Source organism: Actinomadura oligospora ATCC 43269 (assembly GCF_000518265.1).
Lineage (GTDB): Bacteria > Actinomycetota > Actinomycetes > Streptosporangiales > Streptosporangiaceae > Spirillospora > Spirillospora oligospora.
The window spans coordinates 17060-36611 of the sequence record NZ_JADG01000009.1 but is presented as its reverse complement, the minus strand read 5'-3'; the positions used below and the strand labels follow the sequence as shown (position 1 = coordinate 36611).

Annotated in this window: 18 protein-coding genes and 1 pseudogene; 7 read left to right on the top strand and 12 right to left on the bottom strand. The window is 68.9% G+C overall.

Annotation, left to right across the window (positions count from 1 at the left end):
* Positions 1 to 23 precede the first annotated feature (23 nt).
* From P696_RS0114415 to aceA, 3 genes are all read right to left on the bottom strand, one after another.
* Positions 24 to 764 carry a DUF7873 family protein gene (locus P696_RS0114415; protein ID WP_026412893.1) on the bottom strand — a complete coding sequence of 247 codons (741 nt, stop codon included), beginning with the start codon at positions 762 to 764 and terminating at the stop codon, positions 24 to 26.
* 118 nt (positions 765 to 882) lie between these two features.
* Entirely contained in the window at positions 883 to 2391 is a 1509-nt protein-coding gene (locus P696_RS0114410; protein ID WP_051467594.1) for a M1 family metallopeptidase, read from the bottom strand.
* Positions 2392 to 2755: 364 nt separating this feature from the next.
* Complete coding sequence (aceA, locus tag P696_RS0114405) at positions 2756 to 4039, bottom strand: isocitrate lyase (RefSeq protein ID WP_026412891.1); 1284 nt, start codon at positions 4037 to 4039, stop codon at positions 2756 to 2758.
* Positions 4040 to 4237: 198 nt separating this feature from the next.
* Between aceA and P696_RS0114400 the strand changes: the two genes are divergently transcribed.
* A complete protein-coding gene (locus P696_RS0114400) occupies positions 4238 to 5674 on the top strand; it encodes a helix-turn-helix domain-containing protein (RefSeq protein ID WP_026412890.1) in 1437 nt (478 codons plus the stop codon).
* Between the two features lie 152 nt (positions 5675 to 5826).
* Positions 5827 to 7056: an acyl-CoA dehydrogenase family protein gene (locus P696_RS0114395; RefSeq protein WP_026412889.1), complete on the top strand. Its 1230-nt coding sequence runs from the start codon at positions 5827 to 5829 to the stop codon at positions 7054 to 7056.
* A gap of 109 nt (positions 7057 to 7165) precedes the next feature.
* Here P696_RS0114395 and P696_RS0114390 read toward each other — a convergent pair whose 3' ends face one another.
* The 4 genes from P696_RS0114390 to P696_RS45465 form a co-directional block, all read right to left on the bottom strand.
* A complete protein-coding gene (locus tag P696_RS0114390; protein WP_026412888.1) occupies positions 7166 to 7900 on the bottom strand; it encodes an amino acid ABC transporter ATP-binding protein in 735 nt (244 codons plus the stop codon).
* Entirely contained in the window at positions 7897 to 8655 is a 759-nt protein-coding gene (locus P696_RS0114385) for an amino acid ABC transporter permease (RefSeq protein WP_026412887.1), read from the bottom strand. Before P696_RS0114385 ends, P696_RS0114390 begins: the two co-directional genes overlap by 4 nt.
* Positions 8652 to 9506, bottom strand: coding sequence for an ABC transporter substrate-binding protein (locus P696_RS0114380; protein WP_026412886.1), 855 nt, complete (start codon positions 9504 to 9506; stop codon positions 8652 to 8654). The genes P696_RS0114385 and P696_RS0114380 overlap by 4 nt, the downstream gene beginning before the upstream one ends.
* 160 nt (positions 9507 to 9666) lie before the next feature.
* Positions 9667 to 10179, bottom strand: a complete 513-nt coding sequence (locus tag P696_RS45465) for an acyl-CoA thioesterase (RefSeq protein WP_034484953.1) — start codon at positions 10177 to 10179, stop codon at positions 9667 to 9669.
* A 178-nt stretch (positions 10180 to 10357) separates the two neighbouring features.
* Here P696_RS45465 and P696_RS0114370 point away from each other — a divergent pair, with 178 nt between their 5' ends.
* Both P696_RS0114370 and P696_RS0114365 read left to right on the top strand, forming a co-directional pair.
* The gene (locus P696_RS0114370) at positions 10358 to 10987 is read left to right on the top strand and encodes a TetR family transcriptional regulator (protein WP_051467592.1); all 630 of its coding nucleotides are present in this window, start codon (positions 10358 to 10360) and stop codon (positions 10985 to 10987) included.
* A gap of 66 nt (positions 10988 to 11053) precedes the next feature.
* The gene (locus P696_RS0114365; RefSeq protein ID WP_051467714.1) at positions 11054 to 12028 is read left to right on the top strand and encodes a phosphotransferase family protein; all 975 of its coding nucleotides are present in this window, start codon (positions 11054 to 11056) and stop codon (positions 12026 to 12028) included.
* 2 nt (positions 12029 to 12030) lie between these two features.
* On the opposite strand, the gene P696_RS0114360 is transcribed toward P696_RS0114365, so the two are convergent.
* Positions 12031 to 12312 carry a hypothetical protein gene (locus P696_RS0114360; RefSeq protein WP_026412883.1) on the bottom strand — a complete coding sequence of 94 codons (282 nt, stop codon included), beginning with the start codon at positions 12310 to 12312 and terminating at the stop codon, positions 12031 to 12033.
* A gap of 76 nt (positions 12313 to 12388) precedes the next feature.
* Between P696_RS0114360 and P696_RS55910 the strand changes: the two genes are divergently transcribed.
* On the top strand, positions 12389 to 12541 hold the full coding sequence (locus tag P696_RS55910) for a hypothetical protein (protein WP_157429712.1): 153 nt from the start codon (positions 12389 to 12391) through the stop codon (positions 12539 to 12541).
* Positions 12542 to 13155: 614 nt separating this feature from the next.
* On the opposite strand, the gene P696_RS59295 is transcribed toward P696_RS55910, so the two are convergent.
* The 4 genes from P696_RS59295 to P696_RS0114330 form a co-directional block, all read right to left on the bottom strand.
* Positions 13156 to 13335, bottom strand: coding sequence for a dihydrofolate reductase family protein (locus P696_RS59295; protein ID WP_026412882.1), 180 nt, complete (start codon positions 13333 to 13335; stop codon positions 13156 to 13158).
* 258 nt (positions 13336 to 13593) lie between these two features.
* Positions 13594 to 13773: a dihydrofolate reductase family protein gene (locus P696_RS58100; RefSeq protein ID WP_026412881.1), complete on the bottom strand. Its 180-nt coding sequence runs from the start codon at positions 13771 to 13773 to the stop codon at positions 13594 to 13596.
* A gap of 799 nt (positions 13774 to 14572) precedes the next feature.
* Positions 14573 to 15670 (bottom strand): hypothetical protein, encoded by a 1098-nt coding sequence (locus P696_RS0114335; protein ID WP_157429711.1) that lies wholly within the window; start codon positions 15668 to 15670, stop codon positions 14573 to 14575.
* An 80-nt stretch (positions 15671 to 15750) separates the two neighbouring features.
* Complete coding sequence (locus P696_RS0114330; RefSeq protein ID WP_157429710.1) at positions 15751 to 16680, bottom strand: hypothetical protein; 930 nt, start codon at positions 16678 to 16680, stop codon at positions 15751 to 15753.
* A 370-nt stretch (positions 16681 to 17050) separates the two neighbouring features.
* On the opposite strand from P696_RS0114330, the pseudogene P696_RS55905 reads away from it, so the two are divergent.
* A pseudogene (locus P696_RS55905) lies at positions 17051 to 17227 on the top strand (IS5/IS1182 family transposase); the annotation flags it as partial.
* A gap of 451 nt (positions 17228 to 17678) precedes the next feature.
* Positions 17679 to 19529 carry a S1 RNA-binding domain-containing protein gene (locus P696_RS58095; protein ID WP_245627664.1) on the top strand — a complete coding sequence of 617 codons (1851 nt, stop codon included), beginning with the start codon at positions 17679 to 17681 and terminating at the stop codon, positions 19527 to 19529.
* Positions 19530 to 19552 lie beyond the last annotated feature (23 nt).

Below are 19552 nucleotides of genomic sequence, written 5' to 3'. Positions count from 1 at the left end.
TCTCTATGGTTCTCCGTTGGGTTTCAGTTGTCGGGGGCGAAGAGGTAGGCGAACACCGCGTCGCCGATCTTGCGGTCGGTGACCTCGGTCGCGTTGGCCTCCTCGCGGGCGAACTTCACCGCCGCCTGGAGCCGCTCGACCCGGTCGCGGAGCCCGTTCACGCGCCGCGCCGGGAGCGCGCCGGAGAAGGTCACCTTCGTCCAGGTGCCCACGACGACGTCCTCGGTGTACATCTCGACCTGCGCCGGGTGCTCCTTGGTCGCCTCGTACAGGACGTGGCTGCGCGGGATCTTCTTGGTCCGCGCGGTCTCGACCGGCGCGGTGCGCCACACGTCCTGGCTCTCGTCGTAGGACCAGGACTCCGACGGGTCGAGCACCGGCAGCTTGTCGACGAGCGTGCGCAGGTCGGTGAGCTGCTTCTCCAGGAACAGCAGGTGCGGCACCGGGACGGCGGCCAGCAGCGTCCGGCCGTCCACGACGACGTCGGCGACGGCGTCCCGGTTCGCCCAGTCCTTGGTGGCGGTCACGTCGAACAGCCTGGTCAGCGCGCGGGCGACGTCGCGGAGCGCGTCCTCGGCCTTGACCTGGACGCGGGTCGACTCGGCCGGCAGCGTCTCGCCGTCCTCGTCCCGCGGCCGGTAGGTGCGCGACAGGCCGGAGAGCAGCGCGGGCTTCTGCAGCTCGTGGTAGGCGTCGGTCAGCTCGCGCTGCGTGCGCGACTTCACGCCCTTCTCCACGGCGATGATCTGGTTCAGCTTGGGCATGGAACGGCGCCCCCTCCCCGTGCGGTGAAAGATGTCGACGCGAACGAATTGACTGCGTTCGAACGCGTATGAACGTGATCACCGTAGCGAGGGGGCGCCGTCGGACGCATCCGAATTTCTACGGAAGTGCGGGCTTTCCGGTCGAATAGATCCAGGTCTGGAAGAACGGGTTCAGATCCTGGCCGGAAATGCTGTTCGCGAGCGCAACGAACTGCTCGGTGTTCGCGTTGCCATAGCGGTGCGTGTCCGCCCAGGTCCGCAGCAGCGAGAAGAACTTGTCGTCACCGATCTTCTCGCGCAGCAGCTGCAGGACGGTCGCGCCGCCGCCGTACACGCGGGAGTTGAACATCGTGTCCCGCTGCGGGTCGGAGATCTTCACCGACCAGTACGGGTTGTCCGGCGCGTCCGGGAACGGGTGGGAGTCGTAGATCGCCCGGACCCGGTCGTGGACGGTCTGGCCGCCGTGCTTCTCCGTCCAGTAGTACGCCGCCCAGGACGCGAAGCTCTCGTTCAGCCAGATGTCCTTCCACTTGGCGACCGAGACGCTGTCGCCGAACCACTGGTGGGCCAGCTCGTGCGCGATGGTGGAGGTGCTCCGGACGGCCGAGTAGACCGGCTTGCTCTGCGTCTCCAGCGAGAACCCGAGCGGCGTGCCGTCGTAGACCGCGTTGTCGGCGATCGCCCCGGTCGTCTCGAACGGGTACGCGCCCCACATCTGGGACCAGAGGTCGGTGGCCTCGGCCGTGGTGTCGGTGAAGAACTTGACCGCGTCCGGCTGGCTCGTCTCGAGGACGGGGTCGACCGCGACGTAGTTGTTCAGCCCGCCGGGCGTCTTCGACTGCGCGACGTCCCACTTGCCGATGTCGATGGTCGCCAGGTAGCTGGCCATCGGCTTGTTCTCGCGCCACCGGAACGTGCTGGACTGCGTGGCGGCCTTGCGGCGGCTGAACGACGCCAGGCCGTCCTTCTTTCCGTCGGGCAGGCCGTTCGCGACGACGGTCAGGCCCTTCGGCACGGTCACCGTGTAGTCGTAGGTGGCCTTGTCGCTCGGGTGGTCGTTGACCGGGAACCAGGTGGACGCGCCGTTCGGCTCGTCCCCGATGAACGCGCCGTCCGGGGTCTTCAGGAACCCGTAGGGCGAGCCGAACACGATCGGCGAGCCCACGATGGTCTGCGGGACGCCGCCGTAGGTGACCGATACCCGGAACGTCGAGCCCTGCCGGAGCCCGTGCCTCGGCCTGATCTTCAGCTCCTGGCCGCGCCGGTCGAAGGACGCGCGGCGCCCGTCCACCTCGACCCTCGCCACGTCCATCCCGGACAGGTCGAGGTCGAACGAGGACAGGTTCTGGGTGGCCCGCGCGGTCATCGTGACCGTCCCGTCGAGCTGCCCGTAGTCGGTGTCGTAGGCGACCCTGAGCGAGTAGTGCAGGGCGTCGTAGCCGCCGTTGCCCTCCAGGGGGAAGTAGGAGTCGCCCACGCCCTCGGCGCCCGGGGTGAAGCGGGCCGGGGACGCGGACGCGGGGACGGCGGACGCCAGCCCCAGCGCGGTGACGGCGGCCAGCGCGAGCGGAAGGAATCGGCCGGGAGCGCGGAGGGACGGGATGAGGCGGGGGGAACGCCTTGCCATCGGGGGTGATCCTCTCCCTCGGGGGGTGTGGAGATCACATTGCCCCCGAAGGGGGAGAAAGTCGATAGATCTTCCCCAAGTGGACGAATCACCTCACGGGTGACAACCGCGACGACACCTCGCGCGTCGTGCGCCCGTTCACGCCACGCGCTGCAGGCCGGGCGTCCTGGAGGTGGCGCCCGTCCCCGGAAACGACGGAAGGCCCCCTCCGGGTGTAGGACGGAGGGGGCCTTCTGCCGCGGGACGGCCGTGGGGGCGACCACGGCCGGTGGGCCGATCGACCGGGCCGGCCTCGCGGCCGGCCCGGTGGGGCCGTGTCGACCGGCCCGTCACGGGTGTTGGGGGGACGACCCGGTGACGCGGTTTAGTGGAACTGCGCCTCTTCGGTGGAGCCCTTCAGCGCGGTGGTGGAGGAGTCCGGCGAGATCGCGGTGCTGACCATGTCGAAGTAGCCGGTGCCCGACTCGCGCTGGTGCTTGACGGCGGTGAAGCCGCGCTCGACCGACGCGAACTCGCGCTCCTGCAGCTCGACGTAGGCGGTCATGCCCTCGCGGGCGTAGCCGTAGGCCAGGTCGAACATGCCGTGGTTGAGGGCGTGGAAGCCGGCCAGGGTGATGAACTGGAACTTGAAGCCCATGTGGCCGAGCTCGCGCTGGAACTTGGCGATGGTCGCGTCGTCCAGGTGCTGCTTCCAGTTGAAGGACGGCGAGCAGTTGTAGGCGAGCATCTGGTCGGGGTACTCGGCCTTGACCGCCTCGGCGAACCTGCGGGCCTGCTCCAGGTCCGGGGTGCCGGTCTCCATCCAGATGAGGTCGGAGTACGGCGCGTAGGCCTTGGCGCGGGCGATGCACGGCTCGATGCCGTTCTTCACGTGGTAGAAGCCCTCGGCGGTGCGCTCGCCGGTGATGAACTCGCGGTCGCGCTCGTCCACGTCGGTCGTGATCAGGGTCGCGGCCTCGGCGTCGGTCCGCGCGATGATCAGGGACGGGACGCCGGCGATGTCCGCGGCCAGGCGCGCGGTGTTCAGCGTCTTGACGTGCTGCGAGGTCGGGATGAGGACCTTGCCGCCCAGGTGGCCGCACTTCTTCTCGGAGGCCAGCTGGTCCTCCCAGTGCACGCCCGCCGCACCGGCGGCGATCATGCCCTTCATCAGCTCGAAGGCGTTGAGCACGCCGCCGAACCCGGCCTCGGCGTCGGCGACGATCGGGGCGAGGTAGTGGACGTCGCCCGAGTCCTCGCTCCACTGCACCTGGTCGGCGCGCAGCAGCGCGTTGTTGATGCGGCGGACCACGGCCGGGACCGAGTTGGCCGGGTAGATGCTCTGGTCGGGGTAGGTCTGGCCGGCCAGATTGGCGTCGGCGGCGACCTGCCAGCCGGACAGGTAGATGGCCTTGAGCCCGGCCTTCACCTGCTGGACGGCCTGCATGCCGGTGAGCGCGCCGAGCGAGTGGACGTAGTCCTCTTCGTGCAGCAGCTTCCACAGGCGCTCGGCGCCGAGACGGGCGAGAGTGTGCTCCTCCTGCACCGAACCCCGCAGCTTGATGACGTCCTCGGCCGTGTAGGTCCGCTCGACGCCCTGCCACCGCTGGTCGGTGCTCCACTGCCGCCGCAGCTCGTCCGCTGCGCCCTTGAGGCGACCTTCGCTCATCGTTCTTGCCCTTCCATAAGCCCGGGACGGGACGGAACCGACCGGGGCCGAACCGCCCCGGGGATGTCGTCCCCTGGGTGCTTGCCTCGACTATGCCCCCGGCGAACCCGACAAAAGGGGCCCAGAACGACGAAACTTCTGCCGAATTTTCGCTATGATGAAGCCGTGACGACCTTGCGGCCAGAAGAACCCCTTAACTTGACGAGTGACGTAGATCTCGTCACCTTCGGGCAGCGGCTCCGCCATCTCCGGCGCAGCCGCGGGATGACGCTCGCCGACCTCGGTGAGCGGGTCGGCCGCGCGCCGTCCCAGCTGTCCCTGCTGGAGAACGGGCGGCGCGAGCCGAAACTGTCGCTGCTGCAGGCGCTGGCGAACGCGCTGGAGGTCCCGGTCGAGGAGCTGCTGCGCCGCCAGCCGCCGTCCCGCCGAGCCCAGCTGGAGATCGCGCTGGAGGAGGCCCAGCGCGACCCGCTCTACCGGCGGCTCGGCCTGCCGCACCTCAAGATCGGCAAGCGGATGCCGAACGAGATCCTCGAGCACATCCTCGCCCTGTTCGGGGAGCTGCGGCGCTCGCACACCAAGCCCACCGCGTCCCCGGAGGAGGCCCGCAAGGCCAACGCCGAGCTGCGCCGCCAGATGCACGAGCGCGGCAACTACTTCGGCGAGATCGAGCGGGTCGCGGCCCAGACCCTCGACGCGGTCGGCTACCGCAGCGGCGCGGTCTCCCAGGGCATGCTGATGGGCCTGGTCGGCCACTTCGGGTTCAGCCTCCAGTACGTCCGCGACCTGCCCCGGTCCGTCCGGTCCATCACCGACCTGCGGAACCGGCGGATCTACCTGGAGCGCGAGCAGCTCGGCATGCACACGCCGCGCACGATCCTGCTCCAGACCCTCGGGCACATCGCGCTCGACCACGACCAGCCCCGCGACTTCGCCGACTTCCTGCGGCAGCGCGTCGAGGCCAACTACTTCGGCGCGGCGATCCTCATGCCCGAGCGGGCCGTCGTCCCGTTCCTGTCGGAGGCCAAGCAGGCCCGCGAGCTGTCGGTGGAGGACCTGGCCGACGTGTTCTCGGTGTCCTACGAGATGGCCGCGCACCGGTTCACCAACATGGCGACCCACCACCTCGACCTGCAGCTGCACTTCACCAAGAACGACGAGAACGGCACGATCTACAAGGCCTACGCCAACGACGGCCTGGTCTTCCCGCAGGACGAGGACGGCGCGATCGAGGGCCAGCGGATGTGCCGCCAGTGGGCCGGACGCCACGTCTTCGGCGCCGCCGACCGGTTCTCGGTCTACTACCAGTACACCGACACCCCGACGGGGACGTACTGGTGCCTGTCCCACATCGACCCCTCGCACGAGCGCGACTTCGCCATCACGCTCGGCGTGAAGTTCGAGGACTCCCGCTGGTTCCGTGGCCGCGAGACCACCAACCGGGTCAAGTCGGCCTGCCCGGACGGCGACTGCTGCCAGCGTCCGCCGCGTGAGCTGGCCGAACGCTGGGAAGGGATGGCCTGGCCGTCCGCCCGCGCGCACTCGCACGTCCTGTCGGTCCTGCCGCCCGGCGCGTTCCCCGGCGTGGACGAGGCGGACGTCTACGCGTTCCTGGACAAGCACGCCGCCGAATAGTCGCCACGAACCTGGGAAAACGCCCGTCGGAACCTTGACACGGAGGTTCCGGCGGGCGTTTCGTCATGTGACCCCGGCCACCTGTTACCCGCGGTAACGCAGGATGGTGCTACCGTGGGTAACAGTTGATATTGGAGGAAGGGTCAATAACGATGTCCGACACCGAGGCGACACCGTTCTCGTTGGAGCTCAGTGAGGACCTCTCCGAGGTCAAGAACTGGGTGCACGAGTTCGCCCGCGACGTCATCCGCCCCGCCGCCGAGGAGTGGGACGAGCGCGAGGAGACCCCCTGGCCGATCATCCAGGAGGCGGCCAAGGTCGGCCTGTACTCCCTGGACTTCTTCGCCACCCAGTGGCTGGAGCCCACCGGCCTCGGCATCCCGGTCGCCTTCGAGGAGCTGTTCTGGGGTGACGCGGGCATCGCGCTGTCGATCGTCGGCACCGGCCTCGCCGCCGCCTCCGTCGCCGCCACCGGCACCCCCGAGCAGATCGCCGAGTGGGTGCCGCAGATGTTCGGCACCGCCGACGACGTCAAGCTCGGCGCGTTCTGCGCCTCCGAGCCGGACGCCGGCTCCGACGTCGGCGCGATCCGCGCCCGCGCCGTCTACGACCAGGCCAAGGACGAGTGGGTGCTGAACGGCACCAAGACCTGGGCCACCAACGGCGGCATCGCCGACGTCCACGTGGTCGTCGCGTCCGTCCACCCCGACCTCGGCAGCCGCGGCCAGGCCAGCTTCATCGTCCCGCCGAACACCCCCGGCCTGCGCCAGGGCCAGAAGTTCAAGAAGCACGGCATCCGCGCGTCCCACACCGCCGAGGTCGTCCTCGACGACGTGCGCATCCCGGGGAACCTCGTGGTCGGCGGCAAGGAGAAGTTCGACGCCCGCATCGCCCGCGTCCGCGAGGGCAAGAGCGCCAAGGGCCAGGCCGCGATGAAGACCTTCGAGACCACCCGTCCCACCGTGGGCGCGATGGCCGTCGGCGTCGCCCGCGCCGGCTACGACTACGCCCTCCAGTACGCCACCGAGCGCGAGCAGTTCGGCCGCAAGATCGGCGACTTCCAGGCGATCGCCTTCAAGCTCGCCGACATGAAGTGCCAGGTCGACGCCGCCCGCCTCATGGTCTGGCGCGCCGCCTGGATGGCCCGCAACGGCAAGGACTTCACCAGCGCCGAGGGCTCCATGGCCAAGCTCATGGCCTCCGAGGCCGCCGTCCGCGTCACCGAGGACGCCATCCAGATCCTCGGCGGCAACGGCTACACCCGCGAGTACCCCGTCGAGCGCATGCACCGCGACAGCAAGATCTTCACCATCTTCGAGGGCACCAGCGAGATCCAGCGCCTCGTCATCGGCCGCACCGTAACCGGCCTCCCCGTCCGCTGACGTTTCCCCAGCTCAGAACCACTGCGGACGCTCGTCCTCGGCCTGCCGGAGATCATCATGCGGCCGAGGACGAGCGCTGGGAGATCCCGTTCGGGACCGTGCGTCGCCTCTACAGGACGTCGGCCAGGAATCTCCTGAGTCGCGGGTTCTCCGGAGTCTCGAAGATCCGCTCGGGTGGCCCGGTCTCCACCGCGACCCCGTGGTCGAGGAAGACCACCGAGTCGGCGACCTCCCTGGCGAACCCCATCTCGTGGGTGACGACCACCATCGTCATGCCTTCCCCCGCCAGATCGCCCATCAGCGCGAGCACCCCCTTGACCAGCTCGGGGTCGAGCGCGGAGGTCGCCTCGTCGAACAGCATCACCTGAGGATCGAGGGCCAGCGCCCGGGCGATCGCGACACGCTGCTGCTGGCCCCCGGACAACCGTCCGGGACGGACGCCAGCCTTGTGCGCGAGACCGACCAGCTCCAGCCGGTCCCGGGCGATCTCGACCGCCTCGTCCTGGCTCAGGCCTCTGACCCTGCGCAGCGGCAGCGTGATGTTGCGCAGGACGCTCAGATGCGGGAACAGGTTGAACTGCTGGAAGACCATCCCGACCCGCCTGCGCAGCCAGTCGGGATCATGGTCCAGCACGCTGTGCCCGTCCAGCAGGATGTCGCCGGAGTCCGGCTCGATCAGGCGGTTGACGGTGCGCAGGAACGTCGACTTGCCGGACCCGGACGGCCCGATCAGGCAGACCACCTCACCCGCGCCCACGTCCAGATCCACGCCCCGGAGCACCGCGGTGCCGCCGAGCGTCACGTGGATGTCGCGGGCAGCCAGCCCGACCGCCTCGAACGTCATCGCCGCACCTCCGTCAGCGCCTCGATTGCTTCCCCGGATTCCTCGGCCTCCTCGGCGACGGGACGGCCGTCGCGCAGCCGCCGGTCGATGAAGTTGACGGCGTGCGTGAGCGGCACCGTCAGCGCCAGGTAGAACAGCCCGGCCAGCACCAGGGCCGATTCGTTGCCGGTGTTGGCCGCCGCGTCCTGGCCGATCCGGAACAGCTCGCGCTGCCCCGCCGCCAGGCCGAGGAAGTAGATCAGGCTGCTGTCCTTGAGCAACGCGATGAGCTGGTTGACCCATCCGGGCAGGATCCGCCGTACGCCCTGCGGAACCACCACCAGCAGCATCGCGGTGCGGTAGGTGAGGCCCAGCGCCCGCGCCGCCTCCAGTTGCCCGGGCTCCACGCTCTGGATCCCGGACCGGAAGATCTCCCCGATGTAGGCGGCGGCGATCAGTGACAGCGCCAGGATGCCCAGCGGGTACGGGTCGGGGCCCCACAGCGACATGCCCGTCGGGGCCAGCCCGACCCCGATGAGCAGGATCGTCACCACCGCGGGCAGCCCGCGGAACGCGTCGGTGTAGACCCGGGCCGGCCAGCGCAGCCAGCGGGTCCGGGCGATACCGCAGAGCGCGAGGACCATGCCGAGCAGCGTCCCGAGCAGGGCGGAGGAGAACGACAGGATCAGCGTGTTCGGCAACCCGGTGGTCACCATGTCGCCGAACGCCCGCCTCATCGACTCCAGGTCGAAGAAGGTGTCCCAGATCTCGTTCATTCGGGCAGTGCGACCGAGCCGCTACCCGGCTTGAAGCCGGCGGGGATCTGCCGGCCCGGGAAGTACTGCTGCTCCAGGCGCGTCCAGGTGCCGTCCGCGATGACCTGGTCCAGCCCCTTGTTGAGGGCCGCCGCGAGCGCCGGGTTGTCCTTGGCCACCGCGAACGCGGTCGGCGTCGGGCTGAGCTGCTTGCTGACCAGGACGACCTTGCCGTCGCTGTCCTTGGCGGTCTTCTCCCCGATCTCGGCCGGAGAGATCCATGCCTCGGCGGTCTTGGTCTTCAGCTGGTTGAGCGCGCTGTTGTAGTCCGGCACCCGGACCGGGTCGAACCCGTGCCCGGTCGCGAAGTCGTCCTGCACGGTGCCCTGCACGACGACGACCCGCTTGCCCTTGAGCTCGTCGAAGCTCTTGAGCGCCGAACCGGCCGGGACGTCCAGTCCGAGGTATCCGAAGTCGTAGCCGTTGGTGAAGAGCGCGGTCTTCTTCCGCGCCTCGGTGATGGTGATCGAGGAGCTGCCGACGTCGAACTTGTGCGTCGCGACCTGGCTCAGCAGCGCGGAGAAGTCGGTCCCGGCGAAGTCCACCTTCAGGCCGATCTTCGCGGCGACCGCGGTCAGCAGGTCGTTGTCGAAGCCGGTGAACCTCCCGTCCTTCAGGTAGACGTTCGGCGGCGCGTCGGTCAGCGTCCCGACCCGAAGGACCCCGGACTTCAGCAGCTTGTACGATGCGCCGGAGGCCGCCGTGGTCGACGTGGACCCCGAGGACTTCGACCCGCCACCGCCACACGCGGAGAGCCCGGTGGCGACGGCGAGGACGGCGGCGGTGGTCACAATAGCCCGCAGCGGGCGCATGGCATCTCCCTAGGAACGATCCAAATCTCCACCAAGTCTGTCGGTTTAGTAGGAAATGCGCAAACCGGATTTCCGGGCCCGTGCGCTCGGGACATGGGGCGGCCGGTGCTCCCGGGTGGGGGCACCGGCCTCTGGGGGACTCCTTTCTGGCGGCCCGGGATCAGCCGAAGCCGATGCCCCAGTGGTCGCCGGCGGGGCGGGGCATGGGGAGGGTGCTCGGGTCGCCGTCGGCGGGGACGAGCTGGGCGCCCGGACGCAGGAAGTCGCCCTCCTGGTTGCCCGAGCGGAGGAGCAGCTCGCGCTCCTCGTGCTCCCAGACCAGCGGTTCGCCGGTGAAGGGGGCGACCTTGACGACGGTGAGCGAGCCGTCGACGCACGGGCCGTCCTCGCCGCTGCGCACCTCGAACTCGTAACTGAGGGAGGTGCGGCCCAGACGCTCGACCCGGAGGAGGGTCTCGACCACCTCGTGCCGCCAGAGGCGGCGGCGGTAGCTGGCGGTGTAGTTGACCCGGGGCATGACGGGCAGGTGGTCCAGGCCGAGCCGGTGCAGGAGCGTCTGCTCGGCCGACTCGACCCACCGGATCACCGTCGAGTGGTGATAGTGCCCGGTGACGTCGGTGTCGCACAGTTCGACGCGCTGGAGCACGCTGACGCTGGACGGTTCCGCCGGCATTGTCGGTTCACCTCTTGATATTCGGCAGACGGTGGAGGGATCGCCCCGAAACTATGGCCGTGGTGCACGCAGAGCAAGGAGTCGATCACTTGATGTTTCGTGTGTCGCGGACATGGGTACACGTTCCCGGCTCGCCGGGCGGGCGGGGGTTGCCTACGTGCCGTAGGGTGGCCGCACGATGACCAGGGTTGACGGGATTTCGGGGCGGGGCGCGGGGCGCGATCCCGGGCGGCGGCGCGCGCTGCTGGAGGCCGCCGACCGGGTGATCCAGCGGGAGGGGCCGGAGGCGTCGATGGCCGCCATCGCGGCCGAGGCGGGGATCAGCAAGCCCATCCTGTACCGCCACTTCGGCGACAAGAGCGGCCTGTACCAGGCGCTCGCCGAGCGGCACGCGCGCAAGCTCGTCGAGGGCGTCCGCGCGGAGTTCTCCCGCGCGGCGCCGGTGCGCGACCGCACCCGCACGACGATCGACACCTACCTGACGATGGTCTCGTCGAACCTGAACCTCTACCGGTTCCTCATGCACCGGGCGAGCGCCGAGGACGCGGCGACGCACAGCGCGATGAGCACGATCATCCGCGAGCTGGGCCGGGCGCTGGCCGAGGTGATGGTGGCCGAGGGCGAGCTGGACGACACCGTCCGCGCGTACGTGTGGGGGCACGCGGTCGTCGGGATGGTGCAGACGGCGGGCGACTGGTGGCTCGACCACACCGCCGAGGTGCCGAGGGAGACCGTCGTCGACACCCTCGCCGACCTGATCCTGGACGGGCTGCCCGGCGACTTCGCCGGCCGCGTCTTCGAGGGCTGACGTCCGCCGGGACTGACGTCCGCCGGGGACTGATGTTCCACGAGAGCCGATGTCAGGATGGCCCGCATGGACCTTGAGCGGCTGGCCGGCCCCTTGGGCGAGGTACTGCAAGAGCGGTTCGGGCCCGGCGCGCGGGTGCGTGGGCTGCGCCGGGATGGGAGCGGCGCGTCCCGGGTGACCTGCGGGTTCGAGGTCGTTGACGGCGACGGGGCGGTGGTCCCGCTGATCCTGCGGCTGGGGACGCCCGGCGCGTCCGCGAGCGTGCCGCTGGTGCGGGAGGCGGCGCTGATCAGGGCCGGGGCCCGCGTCGGCGTGCCCGGCCCCGAGGTGCTCGCGGCGGGCGGCGAGGACGGTCCGCTCGGCGTCGAGTTCGTGGTCATGGAGCGGATCGAGGGGGAGACGATCCCGCGCCGGATCCTGCGCGATCCGGCGCTCGCGGACGTCCGTCCCCGGCTGGCGGCGCGCTGTGGGGAGATCCTCGCGGCCGTCCACCGCGTCCCGGCGGACGAGGTGCCCGGCCTGGACGCGGGCGATCAGCTCGACGTCTGGCGGGAGATCCTGGCGGCGGCGCCGGAGCCCTATCCGGCGCTGGAGTTCGCGCTGCGATGGCTCGACCGGAACCGTCCTCCGGCGCGTCCGCGGGTCGTGGTCCACGGCGACTTCCGGAACGGGAACCTGATCATCGGCCCGGACGGCGTCCGCGCCGTCCTGGACTGGGAGCTGGCGCACCTCGGTGACCCGCTCGAGGACCTCGGCTGGCTGTGCGTGAAGGCGTGGCGGTTCGGCGCGGGCGCGCCGGTCGGCGGTTTCGGCGCCTACGACGACCTGGTGTCCGGCTACGAGCGCGCGGGCGGCGGCCCCGTGGACCGCGACGCGCTGCACTGGTGGGAGATGTTCGGCACCGCCCGCTGGGGCATCCTCTGCGTCGTCCAGACCGAACGTCACCGCCAGGCCGCCGAGCGCTCCGTCGAACTAGCCGCCCTCGGCCGCCGCGTAGCCGAAAACGAATGGGACCTCCTCCAGATGCTGCCCTCCACGTAACTCTAGAGCCGTCTCGGCGAGGTCCCGAGGTTCGCAGGTGCCAGGACGTCGACCGCGACCCGCCATGCAGCGGAGCTAAGCGCGCGGTCGCCGTACTCCACGTCGACGGACCCGAAGCCGCACTCGCCACGACGCACCCCCTGCTCGCCGACCGCCAGATGGCCGGGCTGCCACCTGCTGACGCGGTGCGCGGCGACATCCTCACCCGACTTGACCGCCACGCCGAGGCCGCAGCCGAGCTCGAGCGCGCGGCCGGACTCGCACCGACCAAACAGGAACGGCAACTCCTTCTCAGTCGCATGCCACAGGCACTCGCCAACGCAACGCCGACGGCCAGTCCGCCCAAGGCCCGGACAACGGGTGCGGACCGCTCAGGGGCACAACGCCAACTCGTCATCGCCGGACCGTTCGGTGGAGCTCATCGGCGCCGACGTGAGCGAGACCGCCGCAACGACCGTGCGGCTCGCCCGGAAGCTGTTGCGCCGTCCGCTCCCGGCGGACGAGTGTGGCTGAGCCTGCACGCCTCAGCCGCCGTCGACCCCCGCGGGGACACTGTCCCGGTCGGGGAGGGGCTGTCACCACGCGAGAACACCGAATAGCACGAGTTTCCTCGCTCGCCGCGCTGAGCCGTTTGCCAGCCTCACGTGCCCGCGGCCGTCGTGGAGGCGGATGGTCTGGGGTAGTCGGGCGCCGGTGGAGGGTCGTATCCGGCTGCCAGGGCGGCGACACGGCCCGAAAGTGACGCTGGGCAACGCAACACATTCGCGTTCGCCCAGGTCCAACAGGTGGGTCGCGTGGGACTCGAACCCACAACCTACGGATTAAAGAGGCGCCCTGCGCTCTCGTGCCGGGCGCGGGGCATCTTGTTCGTCTGTGGCTCAGGCTGGCCACAGTTGCAGAAGGTACTGCTCGAGTCCCTCGGGGAAGCCGCTTCCTCGTCCCTGGAGCTTCTCGCTGCCTTTGCAGAGGATGCGGTGTCCGTACCAGCCTGGGGTGATTGAGGTGCCTCGGATCTTCCGGACAGGTCCACAACCCTAGCTATGGACGTGTCCGGAAGTGGTCCGGGACCCTATCGGCGGGGCCGTGGCCGTGCCGGATCGTGTCATCACGTTCACGTACGCGCCGCTTTATGTGCTGTCCCGTGTCGCCCTCCGGCCTCCGCTACCGCAACCACCGAGCGACCACGGAGCGACGAAGCGCGGGGCGTAGGGGGAGCCGACGAAGAACGGTGCACCGACCAGGTGGAGCTCGTCGGCCAGTCCGGCGGTGAGGAATCGGGTGTGGACGGTGCCGCCGCCTTCGACCATGAGCCGCTTGACGCCGCGGTCGGCGAGGTCGCGCAGGAGGGGTTCAGGTCGAGCAGGTCGCCGGCGTCGATGACGGTGGCGACTTGGTTGAGCCGCTCGCGGGCTTTGTCGACGGCGGGGCTGGCGCATGAGACGATCTTGTCGAGGTCACCGGCGGCGGAGGACCTGGCGTCGGGGGCGAGGTCCCCGCGGGCGGTGAAGGTGACCTCGAGAGGGCTTTCGGGCAGGCCACGGTCACTGCGGGACTGTCGACGGTCCTCACTTCGAACGAGCAGGCGGGTTGTCCTTGCGGATGGTGTTGGCTCCGACCAGGATCGCGTCCACGCTGGCGCGGACGTCGTCGACGCGGTCGAAGTCCTCGTCGTTCGACAGCAGCAGGCGCTCTTCGGTGGCGTCGTCGATGTAGCCGTCGACCGACGCCGCGCAGGACAGCAGCACACAGGGCGTTCATCACGTGGGGCTCCAAGCTGGGTGCCATTCACGATTGAAGACGGCGCGTGAACCGGGGACAGAACAGTCGAACACCTCCAGCACCTTGGTCGCCAGGGACGGCACCTGAAGGGAGGCGACCCACAGCGTCGCGGCGTCGAGGGCGGCGCCGTCCTGCCGATGATGCGCGGCGCGGCCCGGATGAGCGCGGATGCCGCGGACCTACTTCATGCGCAGTTCGGCGGGGACGACGGCGGCTGGTAGCGGTGGCTCTGGACTCGCCACCAGGCCCGGAGAGAGGAAAACCCAGGTTCTCCCGGAGCTGAAGCTCCTCGACCGCTCGAGGGGCGCGGAGCGACCCAACCCCAGTTGGAAACCAACTTGCCGCGCTTGAGGCATCCTCGGCCAGTTGGCACGTAGAAGTTAGCCGAGTCAGCTCACCGAAGGCAGTTAGCTCGGACGGTCCGGACCGGCCCCAGAAGCCGCGGGACGAACAGGCAGACGACCTAACTCACTCCTGCTTGGCGGCGGGTCGAGTGACGAGCAAGCGCCTCCGCTCGGGCAGGGATTGCACGCTCTTGCCCCGCCATGCACTTCCTTGTCACGTCGCCGTCCAACGCGACCCACCCCGTCCCGAATCCTGAGGAACTACGGATCGATCAGTTGAAGGCCTTCAGGACTTTTCGTAGCTCATCGAAAGCTAAAGGTCGTCCCCGTTACGGGACAACCTTTAGCTGCCAGGGCGAGAGGATTCACCCGTGGACCGTGACGGTGCTGCCTGGCTGCACTCCGCAGACCGGGTCGGCGTCTAGCTGCTTGGCCTCAACGCGTAGTAGGTGATGCTGTGGCTGCCGTCCGCCTCAGGGATGAGAGTCCGGTCGACGAGCAGGTCCTGGCCGTTGATGGTGACGACCTTTCGGTGCTGTCGGTATTCACCGAAGAATGGGTCCGAGCTGTCGTCGTTGATGAACCAGTCGGTCGGGCCCCCGCTGAAACGGCCGAAGGCGAACCCGTCCTCGCGGGTCGTGCCGGGTTCAGGGACGGCAAGGCCCCGTTCCATGAACTGCCGTTCGCCGTTGACCGTGCGGGTCATCATCCACAGGGTGAGGCCCCTGAGGGTGGCGGGATCGGAGTCCACAGGGGTGCCGGCGAACTCGTTGTCGCCCTCGGCGAAACTGAAGAGCTTGAAGCGCTCCCACTGCGAGATGGGCTTCCAGGCGGTAGCGCCGGTTGGGGTGAAGGTGGTGATGCCCCACTGGTCGCGGAAGGCGTGCATGACCATTCCGATGCTGGGCGGGTCGCTGGCCGGACTGCCTGACCTGACCTTGATCTGGTAGCGGATCGACCCGTCGGAGGGGACCATCCGGCAGGCCAGGAAGTGCTCGCCGGACGAGGCGACGTCACGGCAGGTCTGCTGGATCTCGCCGGCCGGCAGGCCTGGTATGCCAGCGGCGTTGTAGAAGGTCATCGCTTTCGGGGTACCGCTGAAGATGGGGTAATAGTTGAGGGTCTGTGTGCCGTCGGGGTTGTCGGCGGTCTCCCTCACTTGGTATTCGGCCTTGTCGTGTGCCTGACGGGTGACGACGTCCAGTCGCAGCGGCGCGAGATCGGTCTCCTCCTTCGGCGTTCCTTTGGTTTCATCGGTGCCTGGCGCGAAGACGTATTGTGCCGCCCGGTCCCATGTGGAGAACGTTTTCCAGTCGGTGATCCCGGTGGGTTCGACGGCGATCTGGCCCCACTCGTCGCGGAAAGCGTCCATGATCTGCTTGTCGGTCGGTCCGCCTTGCTTCGCGGATGCCGTGGTAGCCGCGGCAGCGGGTGCGGCGCCGGCCGGTGTCCCGGTCAGTGCGGTCGTGCCGAGCAGCATCAAGACTGCCAGCGTTGTCGCAGCGGCTTTCGTTTTCATGAGTCTCCTTGTTTCGCCTTTTCTGTTGTTGTGGTGGCGGATGTTTGTCATGTCCCTGGCATATTCAAGGACACATCAAATCAGGCCACTCGGCGCAGGACGTAGTAGGAGATCTGGTGGACCGGCGTGATGACGCGCGTCACGAGGAACGTCCCATCGCTTACCGTTATCGGCTTGCGGTTGAGCTGGTACTCCGCGCCGGGGAGCGGCACACCCTCCGTCGGTGAGGTGTAGAAGTACCAGTTGTCCGGCGTGCCGCGGAACCGACCGAAGGCGAACCCATCGTCGCGGGCTTGGCCGTCCTCCAACACGACTGTGCTGTCCTCCGTGAACTCCTCCCGTCCATGCACCGTGCGGCGCATCAGCCGTACCTCGAACGGCCGCAGCTGGGTGGCTGCCACGGGCGTGCCGGTGAATTCGTCGGTGCCGGGCGGGAACTGAATCTGGCGGAACCGCTGCCAGGCCGAGAACTGGTGCCACGCCGTCGCGTCCGTCGGCTGGAAGCGGTTCTGCCCCCACTGGTCGCGGAATGCGCCGACCAGGTCGTCCACCGTGGGGAGTCCGGCGGCGGGCTTACCCTCAGGCACCTTGACGTGGTAGCGGATCGAGCCGTCGGCGGCGATCATCCGGCAGACTTGGAAATCTCGGCCCTCCTTCATCAGAGCGCGGCAGCGCTCCTGGATCTCGCCCGGCGGGATCCCGGGGATCCCCGCGGCGTTGTAGAAGGTCATCGACGTCGGAGTGCCGCGAAAGACCGGGAAGGGGTTCGCCGCTGTCCCAGCCGTTTCGCTGATCTCGTACTGTGCGCGGTTGTGCGTCTGACGGGTGAAGACCTGCAGCTTCAGCGGGCCCAGACCGGTCTCCTTCTGCGGCCGGTCGGTGAACTCGGTGGTGCCAGGCGGCAAGACGTACTGCTCGGCGCGTACCCACGACGACACCTGTTCCCAGTTGCCGATTCCGGTGGGGCGGAACGACGTCTCGCCCCATCGGTCATGGAAAGCGTCGATCATCTGCCGGTCCGTTGGCCCCTCGCCCGGGGGCGCGGTCGCTACTCCAGCGGGGGCCGTCACAACGGTCGTGAGGGACACCGCCGCTCCCGCGACCAATACCAGGAAATGCCTTTTGATCCTCAATGCAACCTCCTCCGATTGTCGTGTGGAAAGTAATACGGCCCGCGATCCGGCGGTGGATTCATGTCCCTGGCCATGGAAAGTCTGCACTGGTGGCCGGGTCGGGTCACCGAATTCCGCCGATGCGGCGCATCTGTGCCCTTCTGTCTCTCATCACGTAGGCCGAATGCGAATCGTTCATCGAAAGCGTGGCCCGATCCGGCCAACGACCACCTGTACCGCTCGAAAACTCAGCTGAGGCTTTGACGGCACCGTCACCCAGCTGATCGCGGCGATCCGCCGGGTGGGCCGGTCGGTGCCGGGCACCGCCGAGCTGATCGCGGCCGAGTGCTTCGCGCATGACCACACCGACCCGGGCAAACCGGGTATCGCGTGGGACGACGTGCAGGCCAAGCAGCAGCTGGATTCCGGGCTGGTGAACGACGCCCTGACGGTGGTGGCCGCGTTCGAGTAGGCCCAAGCGGTCGCGCTGCTGGCGCCGGTGGCCGTACCGGCTGCCACGCGGCCTGCTCGAGCGGGACGGCCCGCCACATCCACGGCCAAGCGGGTCCGCGCGAAGTTGGCGCAGGTCAGGTCAGGTCCGGACGGCCTCACACGACCCCGAGCGGGCCAGGACGGCATCGCACGCACCACGACAACCCCCGGCACCCGTGAGCGCACGCGACAACGCGAAAACCAGGGTTGACCAGGGGGAACGCGGAGCGCCGGACAGCCACCGGACGACTATCGAGCAGCCACAAGGGAAATCTGGGGCAAAAATGGCACTGGGCAAACGCGGCATTTTCGCGTATGCCCAGGTCAGGTGGGTGGGGCGCGTGGGACTCGAACCCACAGCCTACGTGCCTCCATGACGGGGGGAACGCCCAGCTGGCCGTCCCGTGTTCGAGCGTTTCCGGGACCGGCATGATCGTGGGAATCTGTGCGGCATGCGTCCTTCACGGGTCTATGTCCGCGGGCTCCCCTTGCCCGGTCCCCTGATCGAGTCGATGGCCTCGGGCGCCTGGCCAGCGCAGGACGACACCCGGCTGCGCGCGATCATGCCGTGGTTCGCAGGTCCACTGGACATCCTCGCGGACGTGCACCAGATGCGTCGCGAGTCTGAGGCCCTGAACCGGATGACCGATGACGGCGTCACCGCCGAGCTCTTCCGGCAGGCTCGTGGAAGTCACGCTACTGATCTGGTTGAACTTCCCTGGCTCGATGCCGAGCTGGCTGTGCCCATCGGCGTCAACCGCAAGTCCGGCGCCGACGTCGTCCTCGCGCTGGACTACCGGACAGGCAGCAACGATCCGAGGGTCGTGGCCTCCGACCGGTGGACAGACCCGGACCAGTGCGCCTGGCGGGCCGTCGCGCCCGCGTTCTCCGCGTTCGCGGGCGCCTTGGGCGTCGAGGCACGGCGCCGCTACCAGTACGTCGGCCCGGAAGAGATCCGCGTGCAGATCTGGTCGCAGGGCAGCGGGCGTCCGGTCACGTCGCCCGCCGATCTCGCTGACTGGCTCGCTCGGCAGGACGGCAGCGAACGTGGGGAACCCATGACGTTCGTCATCGACGAGTCCACGACCCTTCGCCTGGCCCCACGACGCAGCGAGCATGTCGTCTGCGCGGGTGGCGCTCCCGTGCTGAGCGCCGGCGAGATCACCTTCGAGCCGAGCGGTGATGGCTGGCGGGTGAGCGAGATCAGCAACCAGTCGGCCGGCTACTGTCCCGAGCCGGATTCCTATGCCGCGGTTCAGGTCGCCCTCGACAACGCCGGGCTCGATCATCCGGGTTCCTTCACGGTGCCGATCGTCTTCCGGCGCTGTGTCCACTGCGGCCAGCTCAACATCGTGAAGGACGACCACTACGCCTGCGCGATGTGCGACGAGCCGCTGCCCGCGGCCTGGAACGCGGACGCTCCCGGCGCCCCCGCACCCCGGCCGAGAAACGGGACGACCATCGGAGACATCGTCTCGGGGACGGTGTTGGCCGACGAGCGGCCCTTCGGACCACGAATACGGCTCGACGGGGATGCGTCATCGACGCCCGCCTACGTCAGGGACTTCCCATGGAAGGGGAGGCGCTCTGAGGCGGTGAGGGACGATCAGCCGGTCACCGCTGAGGTCGTCTCCATCGATGATGCCGCCGGACGGGTCTGGTTGTCCCTCGCCGCGACCGAGCACCCCGAACTGTGGCAGTTCCTGAAGAGCCTGCACACTGGCGACGTCCTCGACGGCACGGTCGCCGACGTCCAGAACTTCGGCGTCTTCATCTCCCTGGACGAGGGGCCGGCACACCCGTCCTTTCCCGGAGTCGGATTCGTCACGGTCCCCGAGCTCGCCTGGGAGTACTTCGAGGAGGTGACCGACGTGGTCCACGTCGGTCAGCGAGTCCGCGGCGAGGTCCTCGCCTTCGACACCACCAACGGCGAAGCCCGGCTCTCCCTGCGTGCGCTACGCCCAGACCCGTTCCAGATCTTCGCCGACAACACCGCCCTGGAGCAGTGCCTCACCGGCACCGTCACCAAGATTGTTCCGTTCGGCGTGTTCGTCGAAGTCGCCGCCGGTGTCCACGGCCTCGTCCACAAGGACGAACTCGCCGACGTCCCGGTCGATTCGCCCGAACAAGTGGTTCGGCTGGGTGAGCAGGTACAGGTCACCGTCATCGGTCTGGAACGCGACCGGCGCCGCCTTCACCTATCCCGCACCCGCGGCCACGACCCCAGCACGCTGGCGACCGAGCGGCCAACCTGAGCCGCTTCAACTCGACACGGAAC

Bases quoted from the DNA above. Each gene is read 5' to 3' on its own strand.
- P696_RS0114415 (WP_026412893.1), bottom strand. From the start codon at position 764: ATGCCCAAGCTGAACCAGATCATCGCCGTGGAGAAGGGCGTGAAGTCG.
- P696_RS0114410 (WP_051467594.1), bottom strand. From the start codon at position 2,391: ATGGCAAGGCGTTCCCCCCGCCTCATCCCGTCCCTCCGCGCTCCCGGC.
- aceA (WP_026412891.1), bottom strand. From the start codon at position 4,039: ATGAGCGAAGGTCGCCTCAAGGGCGCAGCGGACGAGCTGCGGCGGCAG.
- P696_RS0114395 (WP_026412889.1), top strand. From the start codon at position 5,827: ATGTCCGACACCGAGGCGACACCGTTCTCGTTGGAGCTCAGTGAGGAC.
- P696_RS0114390 (WP_026412888.1), bottom strand. From the start codon at position 7,900: ATGACGTTCGAGGCGGTCGGGCTGGCTGCCCGCGACATCCACGTGACG.
- P696_RS0114385 (WP_026412887.1), bottom strand. From the start codon at position 8,655: ATGAACGAGATCTGGGACACCTTCTTCGACCTGGAGTCGATGAGGCGG.
- P696_RS0114380 (WP_026412886.1), bottom strand. From the start codon at position 9,506: ATGCGCCCGCTGCGGGCTATTGTGACCACCGCCGCCGTCCTCGCCGTC.
- P696_RS45465 (WP_034484953.1), bottom strand. From the start codon at position 10,179: ATGCCGGCGGAACCGTCCAGCGTCAGCGTGCTCCAGCGCGTCGAACTG.
- P696_RS0114370 (WP_051467592.1), top strand. From the start codon at position 10,358: ATGACCAGGGTTGACGGGATTTCGGGGCGGGGCGCGGGGCGCGATCCC.
- P696_RS0114365 (WP_051467714.1), top strand. From the start codon at position 11,054: ATGGACCTTGAGCGGCTGGCCGGCCCCTTGGGCGAGGTACTGCAAGAG.
- P696_RS59295 (WP_026412882.1), bottom strand. From the start codon at position 13,335: ATGGTCGAAGGCGGCGGCACCGTCCACACCCGATTCCTCACCGCCGGA.
- P696_RS0114335 (WP_157429711.1), bottom strand. From the start codon at position 15,670: ATGAAAACGAAAGCCGCTGCGACAACGCTGGCAGTCTTGATGCTGCTC.
- P696_RS0114330 (WP_157429710.1), bottom strand. From the start codon at position 16,680: ATGATCGACGCTTTCCATGACCGATGGGGCGAGACGTCGTTCCGCCCC.